Here is an 18,544-nt window from a genome sequence, read left to right on the forward strand (position 1 = left end):
GCACCGATCATGTTGACGTGGCCCCGATAACTTCCGGCTCACCACCGATAATTTCCACGTCATTCCGGATCTGGCCGCCAGCGCTGCTCGACCGGCGGCCCGCCCTGCGGCGGGGATGTCACGCGCGAAGTACTGTGACAGTGCGGCCGGACGGAGTACGGGCCTCGTGGAAAGCGGTGCGCTCGGCAATCGGGGCCGCCTGGGGGCGGCGATCGAAGACCACCAGAACGCCGGTCGTCAGGCCAAGTCGATCGAGGTAACCATCGAGTTGGGCGAGGCCCTCGGCCAGCGGGTCCGGTCGGCCGTCGGCCCAGACCTTCAACTCCAGCGCCTCGCGTTGTTCCGCGCGTCGGCCTTCGGAGTCCTGGTATGGCTGGCGCACCAGTAGGTCGATCCGACCGCGGCCGACGCCTACCTCTCGGTCAATGTATCCGGCGCCGTTGACGATTCGATGCAGGTATGCCATCAACACCAATTGCGCGGCGGCCTCGTGGTAATTGTCGCGGGCGGCGAGTACGTCGCCGTGCTGTATCCAGAACGCCGTGAACTCCCGCAGTAGGCGAGGGAAGTCGATGCGGCCGTCGGAGAAACGGAAGCTCGGCGGCTCGGCGGTGATCACCGCTTCGGCGCGCTGACCGAGCACTCGGACGATGACCTCCTGGTAGATCGGATTCGCGAACCGCAACTGCTTGCCCTGCGCGATCAGTCCCAGATCTCGTGTATAGGCCACATCGTCGTCGAAACTGGTATCCATATCGGGGATTTCGCCGGTTATGACGGGCTCGAGTACCCGCTGCACCCGCGGCTCGTTCAATTTGTCGATCAGCGAATCGAGATGGGTGGTACGCGCCGTGATCAGCCGTTCCTTCGCGGTCTCGATGCGATCGAGAGTGATGGTTTCGCGCACCCGCATCTTGCCGATGATCTCCCAGGCCAGCGCGTTCACCAGCCAGGGCTGGCCTTGGGTGTAGTAGAACGCGAGATCGATTGCCTTGTCATCGAACTCTTGCCCGGTATCGGTGGTGTGCTGGCGGCAGAGCTGCCGCATTTCGACCTTGTCGAAGTCGCCGATCCGGATCGACTCGATCTTGATATTGAATGGGCTCGCCGTCCCCAGCCTCTTCGGGTCGCCACCGGAACCCGCCTTGTAGTCCCGTACATCCCGCAGCCCACACAACACCACCGAATGCACGAACTGCTTGCGGCTCTGTGTGTACCCGGCGCGAAGTTGCTGCAAGACATTGAGCAATCCGTCACCGCGCAACGCGTCGATCTCGTCGAAGAACAGCACCAGCGGGCGTGGGCACTTGGCTACCCAGGCGGCCAGACCGGCCTTCAAGCGGGTGCCCGGCGCGGTGTCCGGCCATTCGTCGGGCGGCAGCAACTCCGGTGCCCAGCCGTGCAGCTCAGCCGTTTGCCGAAGCTCGCTGAGCAGGGCTGTCTCCACTCCCGCGAAGTCGTCGCCCAGCACGTGTGCGGTCTCGCAGGAGATCGACATCGCCAGGAAATACCCCTCGGCGGTCAGGTCGCGCGCCAACCCCAGCAGTGCGGTGGTCTTGCCCGATTGCCGGGGCGCATGGACGACGAAGTAGAACCCGAATTCGATGTACATCCGGGCATCGGGCAGCCGCTCCTCGGCGGCAAGCATATAGTGCAGGTCCGGAAAACACGGACCCGCCGTGTTGAAGTACCTCACCAGCTCACCCTATCCACCCGAGTAGCAGGCTGTTGCAGGTTATCTCCGTCAGGCCGCCGGCGGTGCCGGGTCGCCGTGCGCGTCGTGGAGCGTCACCGAGCAGGTTTCGCGGTCGGTCAGCGCCGGGCCATGGCCCCGCTCAGGTAGTGCTGCTCCGCGGGCGTGGTGACCATCTGCGCGGTGGTCATCGTGGCCGGGGTGTGGACGGAGATGGTGTGCGGGGCGTCCGGGTGCTGGACGATGGTGACGTCGGCGTCGGGTTCGTAGTCGGCGGAGATGGATTCGTGGATCGTGACCACGGTGGCCGAACCCGGGGGAGCGCTGGCCGGGACGCCGTCGAAGACGATGACCGTGGCGGCCGGGCTGGGCAGGCGGCCGGTGATGGCGGTGCCTCGGGAGCTGTGGGTGACCGAGGAGGCCAGGGAGAGGGCGTGCGGGGCCGCGACATTGGCGACCATGGCCTGCCAGGCTCCGGGGCGGGCGGTGTGGACCACCGCGCCCGCGCCGAGGGCGATGGCACGCAGGATGACCTGCTGGGCCAGTTGCAGACTGGCGATGATGTCGATGCGGCGGGAGCCGTCGCCGATGAGGGGCACCGCGATGCCGCTGCCGGTGGCGTCCGCGCCGATGAGTTGGCCGCAGCCCGCCGTCGGCATGGTGATGTCGGTGAGCACGTCCACGGGGCCGCGGTAGCCGCTGGGGCGAATCTCCTGGGCGCCGTAGGCCAGGATGTCCATGAGGGCCCACATCTGGCGGCGCGGCAGCTCTTTCAGGCCCGCGACCGGGGGTTCGCCGTGCTCGTATGGAGTGTCGTAGCGGACGCGGGCATCCACCTCGACGATGCTGGCGGGCTGGCCGGGCTTCGCGCCGGGCTCGGGGACCGGCTGCAGGCGCACGGTCACCGTGGTGGCGAGGCTGCGGACCGCCCAGATCTTGGCCAGGCCATCGGAATTGAACAGCTGCGGATCGATCTGGTAGCTCGTCAGGTGAACCCCGTTGTGCTCCAGGTTGTCCGGGTGCTCGGTGAATTCGCCGACGGGAATACCGCGGGTGAGCTCTCGCACCGCGGTCGTCATCTCGGACGTTGTCAGTACCGACGCTGTAATACCGTGCCCAGCAAGGCGATTCGCTACCCGGCGGGTGGCGACCAGGGCGGAGCGCAGCGCGCCCTCGGGACCGCCGCCGCGATTGTCGACGGCCTTGGCGTTGTCGAGCGGATTCAGCCGCAGCACCAGCCACATGGTGCGGTGCGCGATGGCGGGCAGCGGGCCCAGGATCTCGTCGTACAGACGGCCCAGCGGTGCGATGCTGGCCGCGTAGCCGGAGATCACCGCCTCGGTGCTGGCGGTGCGGGTGCCGGTGCTGATGACATCCACCGAATGCAGCTCGACATCGTATTGCCGCAGGCAGGCCGCGATCTCGTTGAGCGGCAACAGCTGATCGGTACTCAGCGAACCGCGCCGCAGCAAGGTCAGCGTGTCCGGCGGCGGATCGATGCGCAGCATCGTGGTCAACAGCGTGCCGTCCCAGCGCAATCCGCAGCTGCCGCCATCGGGCAGCGGGACGTCGACCAGGGCGTTCTCGTCGAGACTCGCGCGCCGCGCCTGCTGCCAGCGATACGCGAACCATCGTCCCAACCGCAGCCCGATCGGCGTCCCTGCCACCGGGACCAGCCCGATGAGCGCGGGCACCAGCCCGGCCACCAGCGCCGCCCACCAGGGCGCGTGCAGTGCGACCACGACCAGCGAGACAGCGACCCCGATCAACGCCACCGGAATCACCAGCCGCAGCGGCAGATTCCGCAGCAGCCACAGATCATCCGACCGCAGCTCGGCCGCAACGGCATTCGTCGCGGGCCGGTCCGCTGAGGGCTGTGCACGCTGCCCCCGAGGATCGCCGGACTCCGGTGTGGGCTGCGCCGCCGGGGGACGCGCTGTGGGCGGCGCCGGTCGCGGTGGCGCGGCTACGCGCGAGGCGCCGTGCGAGAACTCGTCCAACGCGCCACGGCCGAAATCGCCGTCTCCACTGCGTGAATGGCCGCTCGGCGCGAAGTTGCCGGGTCCGCCGGGTCCGAAGCCCGGCTCGCCCTGCCCGTATTCGCTGGGTCCGCCCTGGCCGTAGCCGCCAGGACCGCCCTGCGGATAACCGCCCGGTGGCAGGCCTTGCCGCCCGTCTCCGGGATAGCCTCCGTCCCCGACTGGGTTCCCGCCATTTCCGCCCGGCTGATAGCCGCCCGCTCCCCGCGGAAAGTCGTTCACAGTTCAGTTGCCCCTCAGTCGGCGGCCGACGCTAGACCGAGCGAGCCCAGCAGCGTGCTCAGCGCGGCCTTCATGTCCGGACCCTCGATCCGCATGAGCACCGATTCGTCGACGGCGCTCAGATCGATGGAATCGTCATTGGCCAGCCGGAACTCGCGCTCCTCCTCGGCGGCCTCGATCAGGTTGCGGATGAAACGACCGTTACCGGCCACGTCGACACCACGCCGCGGTTGCCCGCTCTGGTCGGTGCTCTCCATGGTGTAGAGCTTCTCGCAGGTCGCGACCAGCGCCCGCAGCGCGTCCTCGGACAGGTCCGAGTCCCGCTTGGAGGCAACGACTTCACCGATCCGGCCGAGCTCTTCGGCGGTGTAGGACGGAAACTGGAGCCGCTTGGCGAAGCGGGAGGCCAGACCGTCGTTGGCGGACAGGAAGCGGTCGATCTCGCCGTCGTATCCGGCGATGATCACCACCAGGCGGTCGCGGTCGTTCTCCATGCGGGCCAGCAGCGTGTCCACGGCCTCCCGACCGAACGCGTCACCGCCCGAAAGGCCGGTCTGGATCAGGGTGTACGCCTCGTCGATGAACAGCACGCCGTCCATGGCGGTGTCGATCAGCGCGTCGGTCTTGATGGCGGTGGAACCCAGGTGCTGGCCGACGAAGTCGGAGCGTTTGGTCTCGATGACCTTGTCGGTCTTGAGAATGCCTAGGCCGCAATAGATCTTGGCGACCACGCGCGCGATGGTGGTCTTACCGGTTCCGGGCGGGCCGGTGAACGCGAGATGCTGACCGCGCGCCGAGCTCGAAAGTCCCTTCTCCGCACGGATCTTCGCGAGCTGTGCGCTCGACTGCAGCTTGGCCACCTGCGTCTTCACCGCCGCCAGGCCGATCTGCTTGTCCAGCTCGGCGCGCGCCTGCGCCAGGATCTCCTTGGCCCGGTCCTCGTGCTCGGCGGCCTGCTTCTCCTCCAGCGAGGGTGCCGAGGCCGGATCCCACCTGTCGGTGCGGGCCTCGATCACCTCCTTGGTGGTGAGGGTGATCCGGTAGGTGCGGTCACGCATGGCCGCGGTGTTGGCGTCGAAATCCGGTGCCTGCGAATACACCTTCTCGAACAGCGCCTGCGCCTCGTCGGCGGCGCCGTTCTCGCGCAGGCACAGACCGCGGCAGAACATGGCCGCGGTTCGGGCCGCCGGAATCGGGCCCGCCTCAGCGGCTTCCATCCGGCGAATCGCCTCGCCGAACAGACCCAGCTGCGCACAGGCCGTGCCGACCATCACATGCGCGCCCGCCGCCAGATACGGGTCTTCCCAACCCTCGGAGCCGGCCAGCACGGTCATCACATCCGGCCAGCGCTGGGTGTTGTAGTGCAGGATGCCGCGCACGTACTTGGCAATACGGCCGTCGATTTCGAAGTCCGGCTCGGAAGCCCGTGCGCGCCGGTGCTTTTCGAGTTCATCGAGCACCTGCTCGGCCTCGTCGTACTGCTTCTCGGCGATCAGATGCGCGGCCCACGCCAGGTGGATCTCGGTGAAACCGGCCAGCGGGTAATCGATGTAGAGGCCCGGGAGGAAACGTCCGGCAAGCTGCCGCGGCGCCAGCCCCAACCGGCGCTGTTCCCGTCCCAGCGAGACGGTGCTGCACTTGTACAGGTTGCTCAGAACATCCTTGGTGACCTCACCGGCGGCGGCCCGGCCGAGCCAAGCGTCGGCCATGGTGTGGTCCCATTCGGTCGCGCGCTGGAAGGCGAGTTTGGCGTAGTCGAGGTCCCGGTTCGACTCCTGGCCCTCGATGCTCAACCCCAGTGACAGCACTCCCGCATCGAAGGCGCGTTGGGCCTGGCGAGTGTCGATCATCCTAGTCGAACCCCGAATTCGTCGAGCCTGGTTGGTCTTTCGTTCACAATCCCCACCCACATCGCGCGAATCGCACGGCTGCGGACAGTCGGATACATTATGGTTAACCGCCCTGGGCGGGCAACTGTTGAGAGCTACAGGGGAGCAGTTCAGCTAGTGACAGCACAGTCGATCGGCGGCCCGCGGGCGGCTGAACCCGAATTGTGCCGTGTGTCCGTCATCGGGGGGAATACCCAGCTCGACGTCGGTCTGCCGGCCAACGTGCCGATCGCCGCCTTCATCGGTGATCTGGTGCGCCTCATCGAATCCCGCAATCCGGATCCGATCGGCGGCGAGGAGGGGGGAACAGCCCTCCAGTCGCAGCATTGGACACTGGCCAAATTGGGACGCGACATGATCGCGCCCAGCCAGACGCTCAATGACGCCGAGATCTACGACGGCGAATTGCTGGTGCTGCGCGCGGTTTCCGCGAAGGAAGCACCTGCGCTGTTCGACGATGTCATCGACGCTGTGTCGAGGCTCACGGCGGAGGAGTTCCGCAGCTGGTCGCCGACCGCGGCCCGCTGGACCGGGCTCGTGGCAGGTGTGGCCGCGGTGGCGTTCGCGGTTGTGCTGGGGCTGATCTCGCGCTCGGCCGGAGACAAGTTCGTCGCGCCGCCGCTGCTGCTGGGCGGGGCGATCGCGGCGCTGGTCGCCGGTGCCATCGCCATGCGCAAGTACGCCGACGAGCTGACCGCGACCGTGCTCACCCTGTGCATGCTGCTGCTCACCTTCGGCGGGGCGGCGCTGGTCGTACCCGGATCGGTGGGCAGCCCGCACCTGATGCTCGGCGCGGCCGCGACCCTGCTGCTCGCCGTGGTCGGATACCGCATCATCGGGGCCGGAGCGGCGGTGGTGTCGGCCGTCGTGACCGTCGTGCTGCTCTCCGGAATCGGCGCGGCCGTGCGCATGATCTGGGACGCCGGGGTGTCCAAAGTGGCTGCGGGCGTGCTGGTCGCGTCGATCATCGTGTTGTCGATGGTCCCGCGCCTGGCCGCCATGCTGGCGCGGCTACCCGTGCCGCCGGTGCCCACCGCCGGTGCGGCAATCGACCCGGCCGACCACGAGCCCCGACCCACCATCGAGGGCATCGGCGCCATCGGCGCGACCGTGCTGCCGTCCGCGCACGGGCTCGGGCAGCGCGCCCGCACGGCCAATCAGTTCCAGACCGGCATCGTGATGGGTAGTGCCATCGGCGCCGTCGCGGGTGCGCTGGGCTCGGCCGATCCGCTGGGCACCGCTCGCTGGCAGGGCATCGCGCTGGCCGTCGTCATCTCGATCATTCTCTGTCTGCGCGGCCGCTCGTTCGCCGATCTGACCCAGGCCGCCACGCTGATCGCCAGCGGCTGCGTCACTTTCGTCGGTCTGGCGGTGCTGCTGGCCCTGGCCGACAACGGCATGCTGCTCGTCTCGGCCGGAATGCTGCTGGCATTCGCCGTGGGCGCCATCGGATTCGGCATCATCGGACCGCATGTCGAGGTCACCCCGGTCACCCGGCGCTTCAACGAGATCTTCGAATACGGCCTGATCGTGTCGATCGTCCCGTTGGTGCTGTGGATGATGGATGTCTACTCGACGGCTCGGAACATATGAGCCCGCGTCCTGGAAACTGGGCGCGAACACTGTGTGCGGCGGCGGTTCTCGGCGGTGCGCTGCTGGGGCCGCACGGCACCGCGGCGGCCTCGGTCACCCAGCCCGATCCCGACCTCTCCCATCTCGGGGATGTGCAGGCGCTGGCGGGTAAGGCCGCGCCGCCGGTGCCGACCCAGAAGAGCGCGGTCTGCGTCGAGCAGTCGCTCAAGGGCGACACCCCGCGCGACGAACCCGTCGCGCAGAAGGTGCTCGACCTGCCCGGGGCCTGGGCCGCCAATCCGCTGCCCAACCGCAGGGGCGCAGGGCAGAAGATCGCCGTGATCGACACCGGCGTGAATCGGCATCCGCGACTGGCGAATTTGACCGGCGGCGGGGATTACGTCTCCGACGGCGACGGCACCACCGAGGATTGCGACGGCCACGGCACCTTGGTCGCGGGCATCATCGCCGCCCAGCCCAGCGTCGACGACGCGTTCGTCGGAGTCGCGCCGGACGCGGAGATCCTCTCGATCCGCCAGCTCAGCGATGCCTACAAGGCCAAGGACTCGGCCGGCGGGGACACGCCGGGCAGCATGAGCAAGTCGGGGTACGGCAATATGCAGACCCTCGCCGCGGCCGTGGTGCGTGCGGTGAACATGGGTGCCACCGTTATCAATATCTCAGAGGACGCCTGCACGGCGGCCGGGGGTGACACCGCGGACTCGCTGCTCGGGGACGCCGTGCGCTTCGCCTACGAACAGAAGGTCGTGGTGGTCGTCGCCGCCGGCAATGTGGACCAGGCCAACGGCTGCGGCACCCAGAACGATCAGTTCAGCACGCCGAAGGCCAGCTGGGACAAGGTGAAGACCATCTCGAGCCCGGCCTGGTTCAACAAGTACGTGCTCTCGGTCGCCTCGGTCGATCCGACCGGCGGCCCGTCCAGCTTCTCGCTCTACGGCCCGTGGGTGGGAGTCGCGGCGATCGGGACCAATATCGTCTCGATCGACAACAAGCCCGGCGGGACCGGGCTGGTCAATGCCACCGGCATCGACTCGGGTCAGAAGCCCATCAACGGAACCAGTTTCGCCGCACCCTATGTGGCGGGTCTGGCGGCGCTGGTGAAGGCGAAGAACCCGGACTGGTCCGCGCGGCAGGTGATGAATCAGATCATGCTCACCGCGCATCAGCCCGGCACCGGACACGATGACCGGGTCGGCGCGGGCCTGATCGATCCGGTCGCCGCTCTCACCACGCAGTTCCCGGCGAGCACGCTGAACGCGGACACGCCCGAACTGCCCATCCATGTCGGGGCCGCCAAGCCTCAGGCCTTCCCCAACCCCGTGAAGCCGTCCGGCCCACCGCGATTGCCGCGGCTGGTCGCCACCGTCGGATCGATCGTCTGTGTGTCCGCCCTGGGAATCGGTCTCGCCATATCGATTCCGTTCCGGCGACGCCGAAGCGACGACGAGCTGCCCGACCTCGATTCCTAACGACCGGAGAAATACCCATGGCTACCGAAGGTTTCGTGCGCAGACCCCGCATCGCGCCACCGCGCGCGCCGGGCGGTGAGATGGCGCTGACCGCGCCGCCGGAGATCCCGCGTCCGGTGCCCTCGCCGCTGATGGCCAAGCTGATGCCGGTTGTCATGGTGGTCGCCATGATCGGCATGCTGGCCATGATGAGCCTCATGGGTCGGTCGATGTTGTCCAACCCGTACATGATGATGATGCCGATGATGATGATCATGTCGATGGCGGGCATGCTCATGGGTCAGCGCGGCAGCAGCAAGAGCTCCGCGGAGCTGAACGAGGAACGCAAGGACTACTTCCGGTACCTCGACCAGACTCGCCGCGAGGTGCGGCGTACCGGGCAGAAGCAGCTGGAGACGTTGGTCTGGAGTCATCCGGAACCGGCGGACCTGCCCTCTATCGTGAACACCCGGCGCATGTGGGAGCGCCGACCCAACGACCCGGACTTCGGGCACGTGCGCGTCGGCATCGGCACGCATCGCCTCGCGGCCAAACTGGCGCGGCCCGAAACCGGTCCGCTCGAGGACCTGGAGCCGGTCTCCACCGTGGCGTTGCGTCGTTTCGTGCGAACGCATTCCGTGGTGCACCACCTGCCGACCGCGGTGTCGCTGCGCGCCTTCCCCGCCATCAATATCGAGGGTCCGGCCGAGGACGTGCGCGGGCTGGTGTGGTCGATGCTCATGGAGCTCACCGCCTTCCACGGGCCCGATCATGTCGGTGTCGCCATCGTGACCGCCGAGCCCGACTGCGAGGCCTGGTCGTGGGCGAAATGGCTACCGCACGTGCAGCATTCGAGCCAGCGTGACGGCATGGGCGCGGCCCGCATGATCTACGGCTCGCTCGGTGAGCTGGAGACGGCGCTGGCCGATGATCTGCTCGAGCGCGGGCGGTTCATGCGCAACCCGCAGCCGACCGCGGGGCGCATGCACCTGGTCGTCATCATCGACGACGGATACGTCAGCGGCGGTGAGCGTTTGATCAGCGAGTCCGGTCTGGACGCGGTCACCGTCATCGACCTGAGCGCTGCCGAGAACAGCCTGGCCGCGCGGCGCGGGCTGCAACTTGTCGCGGCCGGGGGAGAGGTGTTCGCCAAGAGCGCGGCGGGCACCGAGAAGTTCGCCAATGCCGACCGCGTGACCCTCGCCGAGGCGGAGGCGTTCTCCCGCAGCCTGGCTCGCTTCCGCATCGCCACTGCGGCGCAGATCGTCAGCCTCGGCGACAACACCTCCGCCGCGGACCCGGGTCTGATGAACCTGCTCAAGATTCCGGACGCGTCCCAGATCGACCCGGCCAAGGTGTGGCGGCCACGCGCGGGGCGCGAACGACTACGTGTGCCCATCGGCATCACCCCCGACGGGACGCCCGTCGAGATCGACATCAAGGAATCCGCCGAGAACGGTATGGGCCCGCACGGCCTCTGCATCGGCGCGACTGGCTCGGGTAAGTCGGAATTCCTTCGCACACTGATTCTTTCGATGGTCACCACGCACTCGCCGGATCAGCTCAACCTGATCCTGGTCGACTTCAAGGGTGGCGCGACCTTCCTCGGCATGGACCCGCTGCCGCACGTGGCGGCGGTCATCACCAACCTCGAGGAAGAGCTCTCACTCGTCGACCGTATGCGTGACGCGCTGGCCGGTGAGATGAACCGGCGGCAGGAACTACTGCGCTCCGCGGGCAACTTCGCCAATGTCAACGAGTACGAGAAGGCCCGCGCGGCCGGCGTGCCGCTCGACCCGCTGCCCGCGCTGTTCGTGGTCATCGACGAGTTCTCCGAATTGCTCTCGCAGAAGCCGGATTTCGCGGATCTGTTCGTCATGATCGGCCGACTGGGCCGCTCGCTCCACGTTCACCTGCTGCTCGCCTCGCAGCGGTTGGAGGAGAACAAGATGCGCGGCCTCGACTCGCATCTGTCCTATCGAATCGGTCTGCGTACGTTCTCGGCCAACGAATCCCGCGCGGTGCTGGGTATCACCGACGCCTATCACCTGCCCGGTATCCCGGGTTCCGGCTACCTCAAGAGCGACGCCTCGGATCCGTTGCGGTTCAACGCGACTTATGTATCCGGTCCCTATGTCGCGCCCCGGGCAGCCCGGCAGGCCGCGGACGGCACCACCGTCGTCGAAGCGCCGCCGCGTGAATTCACCGCCTCGATGGTCGAAATCCTCGAGCAGCCCGAACCGCAGAACCCGCTCGATCCGCTCGACCTGCTGCCGCCCCCGCCGCCGACGGGTGAGGAGGGCCTGCCCGACAGCCTGCTCCAAACGGTCGTGAAACGCCTGACCGGTCACGGCCGCCCGGCCCACGAGGTCTGGCTGCCGCCGCTGGACGAGTCGCCGACCGTGGACATGCTGCTGCCGGATCCGGACTGGCGTTCGCCGGTCAACCGGCACGGGCAGCTGTGGATGCCGATCGGCATCATCGACAAGCCCTATGAGCAGCGCCGCGACGTGCTCACCATCAATCTCGCTGGGGCGCAGGGCAATGTCGCCGTGGTCGGTGGTCCGCAGTCCGGCAAGTCCACCACGCTGCGGACCATCATCATGTCCGCGGCGGCAACGCACACGCCCGAACAGGCGCAGTTCTACTGCCTCGACTTCGGTGGTGGCTCCATGGCGGGTCTGGTCGGCCTGCCGCACGTGGGCTCGGTCGCGGGCAAGCTCGACTCCGACAAGGTGCGGCGGACGGTTGCCGAACTCGCTACCCTGCTGCGCGAACGGGAAGAGCGTTTTGCTGCCCAGGGCATCGAATCCATGGCCGAATTCCGGCGGCGCAAGCACGCCGCGCTGGCCTCGGACCGGACCGACGACCCGGTGTTGGCCGACCGATTCGGCGATGTGTTCCTGGTGATCGACAACTGGCAGGTCATCCGTGAGGAATTCGACAGCCTGGAGCCAGTGGTCGGACAGCTTGCCGCCCAGGGTCTTTCGTACGGCATCCACGTGATCCTGGGCGCGAACCGCTGGGGCGAGATCCGCGCCTCCGTGAAGGACATGATCGGTACTCGCATCGAGCTGCGCCTGGGTGACCCCTCCGACTCCGAGATGGGCCGCCGCGTCGCGGTCAACGTCCCGCTCAACCGGCCCGGCCGCGGTCTCACCCCGGACCAGCTGCACATGCTCATCGCCATGCCGCGCCTGGACTCCGACACCAACGTCCAGAACCTGGCCGAGGGTGTGGCCGCCGCGCGCACCGAGATGCAGGCCATCTGGGGCGAACGCCGCGCACCCGCCGTCCGCACGCTGCCCGGTAGCGTGCCCCGTGAACAGGCGCTGGAACTGGCCCACCGCCACGGTATTCAGCAGGGCCCCACCAAGGTGGTCATCGGCATCGGCGAATCCGAACTGCAGCCGATCGTCCTGGATTTCAGCTCCGACCCGCACTTCATGGTCTTCTCCGAAGTCGAATCGGGTAAGACCACGGTGCTGCGCAACATCATTCGCGGCCTGGCCGAGAGCTCCAATGCCGACACCGCCCGCGTCATCCTCATCGACTACCGCCGCACCCTGCTGGGTGTGCTGGAAGGCGACCAGCTGGCGGGGTATTCGACGTCCTCCCAAACCTGCGGCGGCATGATCAAGGAGGTCGTCAACTACCTCTCCAAGCGCATCCCCGGCTCCGACATCACGCCCCAACAGCTGCGCGATCGCGACTGGTGGACCGGCCCGGAGATCTACGTCGTCGTCGACGACTACGACATGGTCGTCGCGGGCGGAAACCCCCTGGGAGCCTTGGTGGAGCTCCTACCGCAGGCCCGCGACATCGGCCTGCACGTCATCATCTCCCGCAATATGGGTGGCATCTCCCGAGCCCTCTACGACCAGGTCCTCGGATCGATGAAGAACCTGTCGGTCCCCGCCCTGCTCATGAGCGGCTCCCGGGACGAAGGCAAACTCATCGGAGACATCCGCCCCATGCGCCTGCCACCCGGCCGCGGCATCCTCTGGTCCCGCTCCCGCGGCGACGAAATGATCCAAATCGCCGACCTCCCCGCGCTGTAACCCGATGCGGGACAACGAGACCGCCGCATGACCATCGGCCCTGCGGAGGCGCGACCTCGCCGAAAGCGTCTATACCGGTGACGATCCGAAACTGCGCCGCTGAGATGCAGTAGCCACAGCGATCACGTGGTTGCCGGGCCCGGCTCGGCGATCACACCGGGGAGGGTGCGCAGGAGTGGATTGTGAGTGAGGGACCACGTGGTGGTGGGGTCCGGGTTCAGGGTGAAGCGCGTGGTTTCGCCTGCCGCCAGGGTGAGGGTTGGGCGCGTCGGGAGGGGGTGGGGCCAGGCTGCTGTGGGGCGTTCGAAGAGGGCTCGGGAGGGGCCGGTGGCTTCGGGGCCGGCTATGCGGGCGAGGTGGAAGCCGGCGCGGCGGTAGTAGGCGTGGAGGTCGGTGTTGGTGGTCCAGGCGTCGAGGCGGACCCAGGCGCGGTGTTGTTCGCGGGCCAGGTGGGCGGCGTGGGCCAGGAGGGCTTCGCCGACGCGGGTTCCGGCGAAGCGGAGGTCGACGATCATGTAGTGGATGATCACGGCGTCGGCGAGTTCGCCGGGAGACCAGAGGTTTTCGTCGGCGCGGTCGTTGATGGTGATGGTGCCGGCCGCTTCGCCGCCCACCTCGGCGATCCAGGTCTCGCCCTGGCGGACCGCGTGGGCCACGAACCTGACGAAGGTCTCGATGGGGAGTCCTCGCCCGGCCCGGGTCCACTGGTCACTGCCGCGCGCCGCCAGCCAGCTCGTACGTTGCAGCCGGAACCGGGTGATGGTCCCCAGATCGGCGATGCGGGCTCGCCGGAGGTGCGGTTTCATGGCGAACCGGGTAGCAGGGAATTACCGAAGAAATGGGAATTTCCGGATGGAAAGGGAGTGCCCAGAGTTTTACGAATAATGTCCGTTCCCTCGTCGTCGCCCAATTCGTATGCCAATCGGTTGCGGGCGGCTGTGGAACGATGGCGGGTCACTCGGGTAATGCGCTCGTGGTTGGCTCCGATGCGGAGATGGTCGAGCAGCAGCGTGCCCGGGCCCACGCCCAGCAGCGCCGCCTCCTCGGCCGTGGCGGGGCGTGCGACGACCGTGTCGCGATGGGCGGTCTCGGCGAATCCGCGTTCGGCGAGCCGCCGCGTGGTGCCCTCCGGGATGTCGTGCGGTGCGTCGATTCCGGTGGCCTCGGCCAGATCTCGCGGATAGAAGCTGACCTCCCACGACCACGGCTCGTTGTCGAGGTACTGCATGATGGTGCGCGACACGACCCACTCGTCGCGCGCGACACCCAGCCAGTGCGCCACCTCCGAACTGGCCGGTTCCATTCTGGCACTGAACTGTTTGGACGGTACCCGGCCCGCGGCGCGCGCGATCTCGGAGAAGATGTCGTGCGCCGCCTTCGGCCGGTCCGGCCGAATATGGTTGGTGACAACGGATTCCAGCACTTCCTGACTGCGCACGATGGTGCCTCGGGAAGTGGCTGTGTAAACCAGGTTTTCGGCAACCAGGAGTTGAATTGCGTTGCGAGCCGTGGTAATCGAGACCTGCATCTGGTCGGCCAGCTCGTGGTGACTCGGCAGTCGATCGCCCGGTTCCCACTTGCCGGCGCGGATCTCCTCGCGGAGGAGGTCTGCGATCCGTTGATATCTCGGACCGTCCGCCATCTCACTCCTCGGTTGTTGCTTCAAGGCTCAGAAGTCTACTCCGCTAGTACTACTGCCGTGTAAGGCTTGACACCAGCATTCTGAGGTTTATTGTAATGAACGTCCTGAATGCGGTGTTGTTATACGTCGAAGAACGCGAGGCAACGTGGCAGGTTCGGAGACATCAAACACGGTCGTTGTGGCATTGCCCGACGTGTCCGCTTCGTATGCGGATATGGAGGCGCAGCCCTTGGCGCCCGGCCTATTGCCGACCTCCGACCTACTACTGCGCGCTTGTCGCGGTCACCGGGTGATCGGCGGACCCCTGCTGTGGTTCGCCCACGATCTCGCGGTGCTGCACCAGCGGCGGCTGGTCGGACGCGGCGGTATCGGTCCGGAAACCGATCCCACCTCGATCATCGAAACAAAGCGCCGCCGAATCGAATTGGTCATGGCCATCGACGACTGGATCGTGCGCTCGGTTCCCCAGCATCGTCTGGGTGCGACCCTGCACACCGAAACGGTCGGATCGGTCATCGACCGCCTCGCGGAGGCTTCGGTTCGGGCGCATCACGCGTTGATGACCCTTGACGCGAATGATGAAATGCTACACGGCGCTTGGCACCATTTAGCCGAATTGTCGGACGCTTACGACGATCTCGTTCGTGATGTGCTCGCCGGTCGGCGTCGGCTGCCCGCCTGGTAAATAGCGAAACAACTGCGCGGTCCGGGCCCCAGGGCGGCCCGGACCGCCATGTTCTGCGCGAAAGATCATTTGCAATCGCAGCGCGCGGAGATGGTTACTTCGGCAGTCGTCGGATGGCCTCCTCGAGCAGTTTCACGGCCTTACCGCACGCATCCGGTGAATTCGACAGATCGGACACCGTGAGCTTCAGTTGCTCGGCATTGTCTTTATCCGTGGGCCGCACCAGGTAGCTGAGATAGCAGTCGTTGCTGGAGCGCGCGCCGGTGACATACGCGGTGAATTCTCCGGCCTGCAGGGATTCGTAGGTCAACTCGCCCTGATCGGGGCGGCTCTGGTCGACCAGGTCGACGCGGACCCAGCCGTCGCGGCCGATGGTCGCACAGGCGTGCGGGGCGCGCTGATGGTCGGCGATATCGCCGACGGTCTCCCGAATCGTGCTGTCCTGCACCACCGAACACGGGTCCACCCGCAGTATCGAATTCGACGGGACCGTCCGCTGCGGCACGTAGGAGGTGAGCTGCTGCGCGACCGCGGTCAGCGCGTCCTCCGCCGCGGTGCAGGCGGTTCCCGGCTGGGCCGCGGGGTCCAGTTCCTCGGCCGACATCCGCAGCGGCACATTCCCGCCGGACTGGGTCACCAGCACGGTGTCGCATTTGTTGTCCGCGGCTCCGGCGCTGAGGATCGGGCCCCAGCCGGCGGTCCGGCCCGTCGGCGTCAACTGGTCCACACCGATGGCGTGGTCGGGAATGTCCAGGTTGTAGTGGACCTTTCGCTGCGCCGAATCGACCACGGTGGTGCCACAGCCGCCCTCGGGCGAGGCTTCCGGATCACCGGTGCGGGTGCCGAGCTTGCCGGGCACCGCCTTGTCGATGACCGCGCAGAAGTCCAGCAGCCGCAGTTCCATGGCCGTCAAGTCCAGTGATGGATCCGTGTGCGGCTGGGCGTGGCCGTCGGTCTGCGAGGACCGGCTCAGCCCCGCCAGCGTGCCACTCACCACCACGAGGCCGGTGACGGCCGCCGCCGCCCAGCCGATCGTGCGCCGCCGCCGACCGGCCAAGCGTGCCAGCTGATCCCGATAGCGGGTCTCCTGCTCACCGCTGGACGCCCACCATTCGGCGTCGGCCCGATGCGACTCGAGGAACTCCAGAACCGGTTGCGGCCACGCCGATTCCGCCGGAATGCGCTCCGCCTGCTCCAGCAGCTGGCGCGCCGACGGGCGATGCGCGTGATCGGGCGCCAGGCAGGACTCCACCAGTTTGCGCAGCGCATGCGGGACCGCCTGCAGATCCGGTGTGGCGGACATGGATCCGGTGGCGGCCAGGACCAGCAGCATGCCGACCGCGTAGATGTCGACGGCGGAGGTCACCGGCTCGCCCTCGGCCTGCTCGGGGGCCACATAGGGCGGCGCGGCGGCGGCTGCGTCCGAAGCGTTCTCGCCATCGCGTGCCCGGGTGAGACCGAAATCGATGATGCGCGGGCCCTCGGGCATCAGCAGGACATTGCCGGGTTTGAGATTCCGGTGCACCAGCACCGCTCGGTGCACCTCGATCAGGGCGGTGGCCAGACCGATCGCCAGCAGGCGCAGCCCCGGCAGCGGCAGCGGACCGCAGGCCGCCACGACCGTCTCGAGATCCGGCGCCGGCAGGTATTCCGTGGCAAGCCAGGGTCGCTCGGCATCCGCGTCACTGTCCACCACGGCCGCCGTATAGGGTCCGGTCAGCTGCCTGGTGGTCTCCAGTTCCCGCTGGAAGCGCGCCCGGAACTCCATATCCACGGCCTGCGAGCGGTGAATCCGCTTGACCGCCACCAGCTTTCCGGTGGGCGTACGGCCCAGCAGCACCCGACCCATATCACCGGTGCCGATGACGGCGATCATATGGTGCGGGCCGATCCAGCGCGGATCGTCGGGCAGCAGTGCCTTCATCGCGGATCCCCCATGATCGCGTACTGCGCCGCCGCCAGCTGCCGGACATCGGTCTCGGTATTGCTGTAGACCACGGCTACATACCCGTCGCGCACCACCACACAGCGATATCGGCGGGCCTGCACAGATTTCGGGTCCGGGCGGGTCGCCTGCGAACAGGTTGCGGCGGTCAGGCCGCGGACATTACGCATCCAGGTGTACTCCGAGTTCTCAGGGTCGGTGGCGAGGTCTCGGCCGTACTGTGCGGCGGCCTTCGAATCCCGCATCCGATACAGGTACTTGTTGTGGGACACCGCCAGCGCCGTCACGCCGCTGCCGGAATATTTGCCGAAAGTGTGCGGTGGCTCCGGTGAGAGCGCCGAGAAGGCGCGGACCCCGAAGGCGGCGAACGTCTTCGGGTCGGCCAGTGGATCACCGGTGCGCACCAGCCGGGTCAGCAGGCCGTCCGGATCGAGCGGCACCGTCGCCGGATCCGGCACGGGGGAGGTGTCGAAGCCGGCCAGCCCTGCCACCTGCTTGCGATAGGTGGTGGTGACCACGTCGACCAGCCGGCCCAGGTCGGGATCCGGCAGCTCGGCGTACACCCGGATCACCACGTTCTTCCACGCCATCAGACTGCCCAGCGACGGCACACCCGGCCGCCAATGACTCAGCGCGGCCGGGAAGGCGTCCACCCCGACCGGCGCGTTGTCGGGACTCGCCTCGAAATCGACCCGGGCCATCTCCGCCGCGGCCGCCGTCGCCGACCGCTCGTCGCGAAATACCGTGAGCGACACCGCCAGATACTTCTGTGGCGGACCCTCACCGGCGGGCCGGTTCGCGGCCGCGATACCGAAGGAACCGGCGACCCCGAAGGGGCGCGCCGCCGCCCGCTGCTGCGGCGAGAGCGCGGTCTCGTGGAAGCCGCGATCGTCGGCCGAGATCCCGCCGCCGCGCACCGTCGTCAGGTCGGGATCGATATCGGTCGCGAAGACGATGTGATCCGCCAGTCGCACCGACTCGGCGAAGATCCCGCGGATCCGGCTCGGCTGCCGATCGAAGTCATTGTCGCCATGAATCGCGTACGGCCCGTAATCCGGTGTATCGCCGTCGTTCCCGCACGCGGTGGCCAGGATCAGGAGGGCGGCGCCAATTCCGGCGGCGCACCATCGCCCGGACCTCAGACGCATGCGTTCCTCTCACCCACCGGTCAGCGGCGGGCCGGCCGTACGTGCAAAACCCGCATCGCACCGAGGCGAGCGGCGCGATCGAGCCACAAACTAGCACCCGGCCGGTGCCGTGTCATGCGCAGCGGTCCCGGCCGAAGCCACTGCCCGCGAACGGATTCGGAACCGGTGCCGGAACCGGC

The 18,544-nt window shown here is 67.6% G+C and carries 11 protein-coding genes; 4 read left to right on the forward strand and 7 right to left on the reverse strand.

The window, feature by feature from the left end; translation table 11 throughout:
* Positions 1-118 precede the first annotated feature (118 nt).
* The 3 genes from ABZ909_RS08395 to eccA form a co-directional block, all read right to left on the reverse strand.
* Positions 119-1,696 (reverse strand): ATP-binding protein, encoded by a 1,578-nt coding sequence (locus ABZ909_RS08395; protein ID WP_356997049.1) that lies wholly within the window; start codon positions 1,694-1,696, stop codon positions 119-121.
* 116 nt (positions 1,697-1,812) lie between these two features.
* Positions 1,813-3,954: a type VII secretion protein EccE gene (gene eccE / locus ABZ909_RS08400; protein WP_356997050.1), complete on the reverse strand. Its 2,142-nt coding sequence runs from the start codon at positions 3,952-3,954 to the stop codon at positions 1,813-1,815.
* 14 nt (positions 3,955-3,968) lie between these two features.
* The gene (eccA, locus tag ABZ909_RS08405; RefSeq protein WP_356997051.1) at positions 3,969-5,804 is read right to left on the reverse strand and encodes a type VII secretion AAA-ATPase EccA; all 1,836 of its coding nucleotides are present in this window, start codon (positions 5,802-5,804) and stop codon (positions 3,969-3,971) included.
* 210 nt (positions 5,805-6,014) lie between these two features.
* Here eccA and eccD point away from each other — a divergent pair, with 210 nt between their 5' ends.
* The 3 genes from eccD to eccCa are packed head-to-tail and all read left to right on the forward strand — an operon-like array spanning position 6,015 to position 12,945.
* Complete coding sequence (eccD, locus tag ABZ909_RS08410) at positions 6,015-7,436, forward strand: type VII secretion integral membrane protein EccD (RefSeq protein WP_356997052.1); 1,422 nt, start codon at positions 6,015-6,017, stop codon at positions 7,434-7,436.
* Positions 7,433-8,905, forward strand: coding sequence for a type VII secretion-associated serine protease mycosin (mycP, locus tag ABZ909_RS08415; protein WP_356997053.1), 1,473 nt, complete (start codon positions 7,433-7,435; stop codon positions 8,903-8,905). The genes eccD and mycP overlap by 4 nt, the downstream gene beginning before the upstream one ends.
* A 17-nt stretch (positions 8,906-8,922) precedes the next feature.
* On the forward strand, positions 8,923-12,945 hold the full coding sequence (eccCa, locus tag ABZ909_RS08420; RefSeq protein ID WP_356997054.1) for a type VII secretion protein EccCa: 4,023 nt from the start codon (positions 8,923-8,925) through the stop codon (positions 12,943-12,945).
* A gap of 122 nt (positions 12,946-13,067) precedes the next feature.
* On the opposite strand, the gene ABZ909_RS08425 is transcribed toward eccCa, so the two are convergent.
* On the reverse strand, positions 13,068-13,751 hold the full coding sequence (locus ABZ909_RS08425) for a GNAT family N-acetyltransferase (RefSeq protein ID WP_356997055.1): 684 nt from the start codon (positions 13,749-13,751) through the stop codon (positions 13,068-13,070).
* A complete protein-coding gene (locus ABZ909_RS08430) occupies positions 13,748-14,587 on the reverse strand; it encodes a GntR family transcriptional regulator (RefSeq protein ID WP_356997056.1) in 840 nt (279 codons plus the stop codon). The genes ABZ909_RS08425 and ABZ909_RS08430 overlap by 4 nt, the downstream gene beginning before the upstream one ends.
* A 193-nt stretch (positions 14,588-14,780) precedes the next feature.
* Here ABZ909_RS08430 and ABZ909_RS08435 point away from each other — a divergent pair, with 193 nt between their 5' ends.
* Positions 14,781-15,272: a DUF4254 domain-containing protein gene (locus ABZ909_RS08435; protein ID WP_356997057.1), complete on the forward strand. Its 492-nt coding sequence runs from the start codon at positions 14,781-14,783 to the stop codon at positions 15,270-15,272.
* Positions 15,273-15,366: 94 nt separating this feature from the next.
* Here ABZ909_RS08435 and ABZ909_RS08440 read toward each other — a convergent pair whose 3' ends face one another.
* Positions 15,367-17,196: a serine/threonine-protein kinase gene (locus ABZ909_RS08440; RefSeq protein WP_356997058.1), complete on the reverse strand. Its 1,830-nt coding sequence runs from the start codon at positions 17,194-17,196 to the stop codon at positions 15,367-15,369.
* The gene (locus tag ABZ909_RS08445) at positions 17,193-18,365 is read right to left on the reverse strand and encodes a hypothetical protein (protein ID WP_356997059.1); all 1,173 of its coding nucleotides are present in this window, start codon (positions 18,363-18,365) and stop codon (positions 17,193-17,195) included. The genes ABZ909_RS08440 and ABZ909_RS08445 overlap by 4 nt, the downstream gene beginning before the upstream one ends.
* Between the last annotated feature and the right edge of the window lie 179 nt (positions 18,366-18,544).

Origin of the sequence: Nocardia sp. NPDC046763 (assembly GCF_040645495.1) — a bacterium.
Classification (GTDB): domain Bacteria; phylum Actinomycetota; class Actinomycetes; order Mycobacteriales; family Mycobacteriaceae; genus Nocardia.